Source organism: Brevundimonas sp. P2_A6, assembly GCF_056404975.1.
In genome coordinates, this window is sequence record NZ_JBFUCZ010000010.1 from 1 (window position 1) to 7379 (window position 7379).

The 7379-nt window shown below is 68.1% G+C and carries 6 protein-coding genes and 1 pseudogene; 5 read left to right on the forward strand and 2 right to left on the reverse strand.

Annotated elements, in window-relative coordinates; genetic code table 11:
• The coding region (locus tag AC1DW4_RS15005) for an outer membrane beta-barrel protein (protein ID WP_477018061.1) at positions 1-306 on the reverse strand (306 nt) is incomplete at its 3' end.
• A 301-nt stretch (positions 307-607) separates the two neighbouring features.
• Between AC1DW4_RS15005 and neuC the strand changes: the two genes are divergently transcribed.
• The gene (gene neuC, locus AC1DW4_RS15010) at positions 608-1783 is read left to right on the forward strand and encodes a UDP-N-acetylglucosamine 2-epimerase (protein WP_477018062.1); all 1176 of its coding nucleotides are present in this window, start codon (positions 608-610) and stop codon (positions 1781-1783) included.
• Positions 1784-1787: 4 nt separating this feature from the next.
• Here the strand turns inward: neuC and AC1DW4_RS15015 are convergent, their stop codons facing one another.
• The gene (locus tag AC1DW4_RS15015) at positions 1788-2486 is read right to left on the reverse strand and encodes an acylneuraminate cytidylyltransferase family protein (RefSeq protein WP_477018063.1); all 699 of its coding nucleotides are present in this window, start codon (positions 2484-2486) and stop codon (positions 1788-1790) included.
• A gap of 140 nt (positions 2487-2626) precedes the next feature.
• Here AC1DW4_RS15015 and AC1DW4_RS15020 point away from each other — a divergent pair, with 140 nt between their 5' ends.
• The 4 genes and pseudogenes from AC1DW4_RS15020 to AC1DW4_RS15035 form a co-directional block, all read left to right on the forward strand.
• Entirely contained in the window at positions 2627-3631 is a 1005-nt protein-coding gene (locus AC1DW4_RS15020) for an SDR family NAD(P)-dependent oxidoreductase (RefSeq protein ID WP_477018064.1), read from the forward strand.
• Entirely contained in the window at positions 3628-4689 is a 1062-nt protein-coding gene (locus tag AC1DW4_RS15025; protein WP_477018065.1) for a nucleotidyltransferase family protein, read from the forward strand. Before AC1DW4_RS15020 ends, AC1DW4_RS15025 begins: the two co-directional genes overlap by 4 nt.
• A gap of 105 nt (positions 4690-4794) precedes the next feature.
• On the forward strand, positions 4795-6987 hold the full coding sequence (locus AC1DW4_RS15030) for an AGE family epimerase/isomerase (protein ID WP_477018066.1): 2193 nt from the start codon (positions 4795-4797) through the stop codon (positions 6985-6987).
• A 143-nt stretch (positions 6988-7130) separates the two neighbouring features.
• A pseudogene (locus AC1DW4_RS15035) lies at positions 7131-7379 on the forward strand (3-deoxy-8-phosphooctulonate synthase); the annotation flags it as partial.

Consider the following 7379-nt stretch of genomic DNA (forward strand, 5'->3'; position numbering starts at 1 on the left):
GATGCCGTTCGGACCCGACACCGCGCGAACGCGGCCGATGTCGCCCGAGCGATAGCCGCCCTCCAGCTCGACGCGCCAGTTGGCGTCGAAACGGTAGCCCAGACGCGCAAACGCCGCCCAGCCGTCGTTCACTTCAAAGTTGAAGTTGTTGCCCGTCACCGAAGACTCGGCGTTGATGTCGTCGATGACGTGGTACCCGGCGTCTACCGCCCCATACCAACCATCCGGCTCAGCCGATGCAGCACCAGCAGACAGGGCGAGAGCCGCCGCCGCGCTGGAAGCCAGGAACATAGTCTTGAAACGCATGGGTGTGAGCCCTCCGCAGCCATAATTGATCAATGCGGCGGTCTCACCGCCAGTCGGGGTCATAACAGCGTTGCCGCACGAGGTCGATACCCCGATTGCCCCCATGACCGGCAACGGCCGGACCGTGGCGTTGAAGCTACAGGAGAAATCGGCGGCGTGGAACGACAGGGCGGCGTGGCCGGGCCATGGCGCGGCCGTCCGAACCGCTCTAAAGGCGTGGTCGCATGACCGCCATGGTAAACAGGCCGACCGGGTGCGAGGCGCAGATGTGGGACCGGCCCGCGGACGAGAACCGGCCCACATGACGGCCAGGACACGGTTCATCGGTGTCTTCACGGCCACACGCGCGGAATATGGTCTGTTTCGGCCGGTGCTCGCGGCCCTGCAGGGGTCCGCCGCCCTTCAGCCGAGGCTGATCGTTTCCGGCACCCATCTGTCGGACCGACATGGTCGCACCCTCGCCGAGATCGAAGCCGACGGCCGGCAAGCATCGGCTCGGGTGCCCGTGGCGCTGACGGATGACAGCCCGACCTCGATCGTCGTCGACATGGCGGCCGTGCTGCGGGGCGCGGGGCAAGCCTATGTGGAGCTGGGCCTGGACGCGATCATGATCCTGGGGGATCGGACCGAGGCCCTGGCGGCGGCGGCGGCGGCGGTCCCCCTGGCCCTGCCCATCGTGCATCTGGAGGGAGGCCATCGGACGGCCGGAGCCGTGGACGACGCCATCCGCCATGCCGTGTCCAAGCTGGCCGCGCTTCATTTCACCAGCGCCGAGCCCTATCGCCAGCGCCTGCTGCAGATGGGCGAGGCACCCGACAGGGTCTTCACCGTCGGGGCGACCGGCGTCGACAACCTGAAAGCTTTCGGCGTCAGCACGGCGGCGGAGGCGTCGGCCATCACCGGGCTGGATCTCCCCGAGGGTTTCATCCTAGCAACCTTCCATCCCGAGACCCTGGCGACCGCCTCTCCGGCAGACCAGGTCGAGGCCTTAGTCGCCGGACTCGAGCGCGCGGGCGACCGGACGCTTTTGATCACCCTGCCCAACGCCGATGCGGGCTCGGGGGTGATCCGGGCCGGGCTGGAGCGATTTGCAGCGCGATGCCCCGAACGCGTGCGCCTTTCGACCTCTCTGGGCGCGCGAGGCTACGCCGCCGCCCTCACGGCCTGCGCGGCCGTGGTGGGCAACTCGTCCAGCGGCGTGATCGAGGCCCCCGCCGCCGGGGTACCCACGGTCAATGTCGGCGATCGTCAGGACGGACGCTTGCGGCCCCCGTCGGTCATCGACTGCGCCCTGGCACCCGACGCGATCGCCGACGCCCTGCGTCGGGCGCTGGACCCGAAATTCCGTGAGATGGCCCGAACCCAACCCCCGATCTTCGGCGATGGCCACGCAGGGCAGAGGATCGTGGACATCCTGGAGACCACCGACCTTGCGGGTCTGGCGCGAAAGCCGTTCGTCGATCGTTCCGTGGGCTGAAGGTTCAACGTCGGATGCTGTCGATCGGGCGGGCTCCTTCGGCCCGGACGTGAGGCCACAGGGCTTCGCAGACGGCGAAGTCGAAGGCGGTGTCGACGTCCCAGCCTCGCTCGGGCGGCATGAGGTGGGCCAGAGCGCCTGGACCCGCGAACCCGCCGACCTCGAACAGAATTTTAGGGCGGCCGACATATATGGCCCCGTTGATCACTACGGCCTCGTCCCGGTCCACCGGCGCGCGGGTGAAGGTCCCCTGCCCGTCCAGCCGGCCATAAAAGGCGGCCGGCTTGAGCATCGGCGACACACCGATCACCGAGGGTGCATCGCGCTCATGGCAAAGGCGTACCGCCGCATCGATGTCCGTGGCCATGCGCAGCGGCGATGTCGGCTGTAGCAGGACGACATAGTCCCAGGTTTGGCCGAGCGTCTCGAGCGCATGCGCGATCGCGTCCAGCACCGAGGCCTTGGGACCCGCCAGTTCCGGGGGTCGATCGATCACCGCGACGCCCGCCTGGCGTGACAGCGTGGCGACCTCAGGATCGTCGGTGCTGACCACCAGATAGTCCAGGCTTCGAGCGGCCAGCCCCGCCTCGAGGGTCCATGCCGTCATCGGCCGGCCCGCGAGCGGGCGCAGATTCTTGCCGGGCAACCCCAGGGACCCGGCGCGCGCGGGGACGATGCCGAGCACGGTCTTGCCGTCGATCATGTCGCCCCTCCCCGCTCGCCGATCCAGTCTTCACCCGTCATGTGACGGGCGGAGGCCTTACGGGCGGTTAACCATGGCCGGAGGAACATGGCGCGTCGGCGTCCGCGTCGTCAGGGAGCGCGCATCGGGTGGATCAGACTATGGAGAGCGGCCCAGACCGGATGTCGCTGGCGGGGCGGCGCGTGCTCGTGACCGGCGCGGGCGGCTTCATCGGCAGCCGACTGTGCGAGCGGCTGGTCGCCGAGGGGGCCGGGGTGCGGGCGCTGGTGCGCTATACGTCGGACGGCGACGCCGGCTGGCTGGACCGGTCGCCGATCCGCAAGGACGTCGAGGTCGCGCGGGGCGACCTGGCCGATCGCGACAGCGTCTTTTCGGCCGCGCGCGATTGCGAGGTCGTCTTCCACCTGGGGGCCTTGATCGCCATCCCCTATTCCTACGAGGCCCCGGAAAGCTATGTCCGGACCAATATCCTGGGCACGCTGAACGTGCTGCAGGCCGTGCGCGAACTGTCGATCGGTCGCCTCGTCCATACCTCGACCAGCGAGGTCTATGGCTCGGCCCAGACCGTGCCGATGACCGAGGCGCATCCCCTGGTGGGTCAATCGCCCTATTCCGCCTCCAAGATCGGGGCGGACAAGCTGGCGGAAAGCTACCATCGGTCGTTCCAGACCCCGGTCGTGACGCTGCGGCCCTTCAATACCTTCGGTCCCCGCCAGAGCGCGCGAGCGGTGATCCCCTCGATCGCCATGCAGCTGCTGGCGGGGCGGACGATCCGGCTGGGGGACACCCGACCGACCCGGGATTTCGTCTTCGTCGACGACACGGTGGACGCCTTCGTGCGCGCGGGGACTGTCGCCGGCATCGAGGGCCTGACGATTCATTTTGGTGGCGGACGCGAGATCGCCATCGGCGACCTGCCCGCCCTGATCGGAGCGGCGGCGGGCCTTCCCGTCGAGGTCGAGATCGATCCGCAGCGCCTGCGTCCCGCCGCCAGCGAGGTCGAACGGTTGATCGCGGATGCGTCCCTGGCCCGACGACGGCTCGGGTGGCGACCCCAGGTCAGCGTCGAGGAGGGTCTGGCCCGGGTCGTGGACTTCATCCGCGACAATCCCGGCCTCTATCGTCCCGGGGAGTATGCGGTATGAGCGCCGTCGACCCGATCGTCGGCAATCTGCTGCCCGCGGACACCAGCCTGCTGGAAGCCATCGAACGGATGGACGCGGTGCGGCGCAAGCTGATCGTGGTGGTCGATGCCGACCACCGCCTGCTGGGCACGGTCTCGGACGGCGACATCCGGCGCGGCCTGATGCGGCGCCTGGCGATGGACGCGCCCGTCAGCGCCGTCATGAACCGCGACCCCGTGGCGATCCGCGTCGCGGGTCCGGAGGCCGAGGCGATGGTTCGGCTGTCCGAGCGGGGCGTGTCGCTGGCTCCCCTGCTCGACGGCAAAGGTCGCGTCGTCGGCCTCTATCCCGACACCGCCGTCGCCACGCGCGCGCGGGACAATCTGGTGGTCATCATGGCCGGTGGGCGCGGCGTGCGCCTGGCCCCCCTGACCCAGACCTGCCCCAAGCCGATGCTGAAGGTGGCCGGGCGCCCTCTTCTGGAAAGCATCATCGAGCGGATGAGAGACCAGGGGTTTCGCCGGTTTCGCCTGGCGGTGAACTATCTGGCCGAGGTCATCACCGATCATTTCGGCGACGGGTCGGCGATGGGCGTGGAAATCGAATATCTGCGCGAGGATCATCCGCGCGGCACGGCGGGCGCTCTGTCGCTGCTGAGGGAACCGATCAAAGCCCCAGTCGTGGTCCTGAATGGGGACGTCCTGACCCGGTTGGCGTTCGGCGATCTGGTTGATTTTCATCAGGAACACGGGGCGAGCGCGACCCTGTGCGTGCGCGAACACCAGTTTCAGGCCCCGCACGGCGTGGCCGAGATCGACGGCGTGCGCCTGACGTCCCTGCGCGAAAAGCCGACGTTCCGATGGCAGGCGAACGCGGGCATCTATTGCCTTGAGGGCTCGCTCCTGTCGCGGATCCCGGCGGACGGTCCGTATGACATGCCGGAACTGTTGTCGGCGCTGGTCGGTCAGGGCGACCGGGTGTGCGCCTATCCCATGCATGAGTACTGGCTGGATATCGGGAGGCCTCCGGATTTCGAGGCCGCGCAGGGCGCGGCCGAAATCGTGATGCGGGCGAACTGACCGTCGCGGCGGTATCCTTGTGAGCGCCTGCGCCCTTGCGAGGCCGGTGTCTGTGTGACCCGGGAACCCTATCGCTCGAGGCGACGCGTCCTGTAGACAGTATCCATGGGGTTTTATCCGGTGATCATGTGCGGGGGCGCGGGCACGCGGCTGTGGCCGGCGTCCCGCCCATCGCGACCGAAGCAATTCATCGCCCTGGCCGGAAATCGATCACTGTTTCAGGACACGGTCGAACGGGTCAATGGACTTGTCGACGAAGGTGGATGCCTGATCGTGGTGGCGGGCGTCGGCCACGCCCACCTGATCGCGGATCAACTGGCGGAAATCGGCGTCGAGGCGATCACCCTGCTGGAACCCCAGCCGCGCGACTCCGCGCCCGCCATGGCGGCGGCGGCGGCCTGGGTTCGCGGGCACGATCCCGAAGGCATGATGGCCTTCGTCGCCTCCGACCACTTCATTCCCGATGCCGAGGCCTTTCGAGCGGCCGTTCGCGACGCCCGCGATGAGGCAAGTCGTGGCCGGATCGTGACCTTGGGCGTCCAGCCCACCGAGCCCTCGCCAGCCTACGGCTATATCGCGCCCACGGCCCCCGGCATGGCGCGCGTCGCCGCCTTCCACGAGAAGCCGGATCGCGCGACGGCCGCCGGCTTCATCGCGGCAGGCTATCTCTGGAACAGCGGCAACTTCATCGTCGCGGCGAAGACCCTGACGGAAGAGCTTGGGGTTCATGCGCCGGGGGTGCTGGCGGCGGTCGAGGCCGCGCTGCCCGATGGGGGCGGGAGGGGATCGGTCCACGTGCTGGGCGACGCATTCGTGGACGCCCCCAGGATTTCGATCGACTACGCCGTGATGGAGCGAACGCAACGGGCCTCTGTGCTGGCCGTCGATTTCGCCTGGTCAGACCTCGGCGCATGGGATTCGATCGCCCAGAGCGGGGAAGGATCGACGGGGATCCACGTCCTGGAAGACGCGGAACGCGTGCTGACGCGCGCGCCCGACGGGATGATCGTCGCGGCCTTGGGCGTGAGCGACCTGGCGATCATCGTCGAGGCGGACGCGGTCCTCGTGTGTCGGCTCGACAAGGCCCAAGGCGTCAAGACCATCGTCGAGCGCGTGCGCGCGATCTCGCCCCGGCATCTGGATTTCGCCGCGCCACCGAAGGCGGATTTCGACGCCGCGGCGCGCGCCTTTGCCGACTGGATGCGACTGCGGGCCTTGCCGATGTGGAGCACCTTGGGGCTAGGGGCGGACGGGGGCTTCGCGGAATCGCTTTCCCTGTCCGGTCGACCCACGTCCACGTCGCGTCGAGCGCGGGTGCAGACCCGGCAGATCTATGTCTATGCCAAGGCTGGGCTGCTGGGATGGCAGGGGGACTGGCGAGCAATCGTCGCAACCTCTCTCCACCGATTGAGGGCCTCCTATCTGCGGCCGGACGGTGCCTGCCGCAGCCTGCTCGGGATCGACTGGTCCGTCATCGACGATTCGCCGGCGGTTTACGATCAGGCCTTCGTCCTTCTGGCGCTGGCGACGGCGCGTGAGGCCGGCTTCGACGATCCGCAACTGGAGATGGACGCGGTGCGTCTGCGCGATCTGCTGCTGTCAAAGGCCATGCCCAACGGAGCGATTGCGGAAACGGGCGATCACCCGTTTCAGGCCAACTGCCACATGCACCTGCTCGAGGCCTGCATGGCGTGGTCCACAGTCAGCGCGGACCCTGGGTGGTCGGCCCTGGCGGACCGCATCGTCGAACTGGCACTGACGACGTTCATCGATGCCGAAGGCGGGTTTCTGCGTGAATTCTTCAGTGAGGCCTGGACCCCGGCCGCCGGCGAGGATGGCCAGCTCGTGGAGCCGGGTCACCAGTTCGAGTGGGCGTGGCTGTTGACCCGCCATGGACGCCGTGTCGGGTCCGATCGCATTATCGAGGCAGGCCGGCGCCTTTATGAAACGGGGCGAAAGGGCGTGATGCACAGGCCCCCTGTATGCATCGACGCCCTCGACGCCGACGGCACGGTGCGAAGCGATCGGGCGCGCCTGTGGCCCCAGACGGAATGGCTGAAGGCCGCGCTGCTCCTGGCCGAAACAGGCGACGCGGCCCGACGTTCCTTGCTTATGGAAGACGCGGAGGCGGCGCTCGCCGCGCTGCGGCTCTATCTGACGGCCGATGGTCTGTGGCACGACAAGCGGTTGGCCGACGGCTCGTTCATAAATGAGGCAGCGCCCGCCAGCTCACTGTATCATATCATGGCGGCGCTGGATCAGCTTGGCCAGGCGATACCGGCTCCAGTCCTGGGCTGAGCCGTCAACCCGGCTGAGGCCTCCGCGATCCAGCACCAATTTCACGGGTGGCCCGAACGATCGTCGCCTGCTAGCAGCCGTGCGCATTCCCCAGGCCGCCATGAATGATCCATGCCGGTCCAGAAACGAGATCAAGCCCGCCTATGAGTGCCCCCAACGCCGTCATCACCCTGTCCGGCAACGGCATCACGACCCCCGTGGTCATCGGCGGCGGCGCGCGCATCGCCCTCATCGCCGGACCGTGTCAGCTGGAAAGCCGCCAGCATGCCCTGGAGATGGCCCATGCCCTGAAGGAGATCGGTGAACGGCTGAACGTCGGCATCATCTACAAGACCAGCTTCGACAAGGCGAACCGCACCAGCGCCAACGCCGCGCGCGGCCTGGGACTGGAA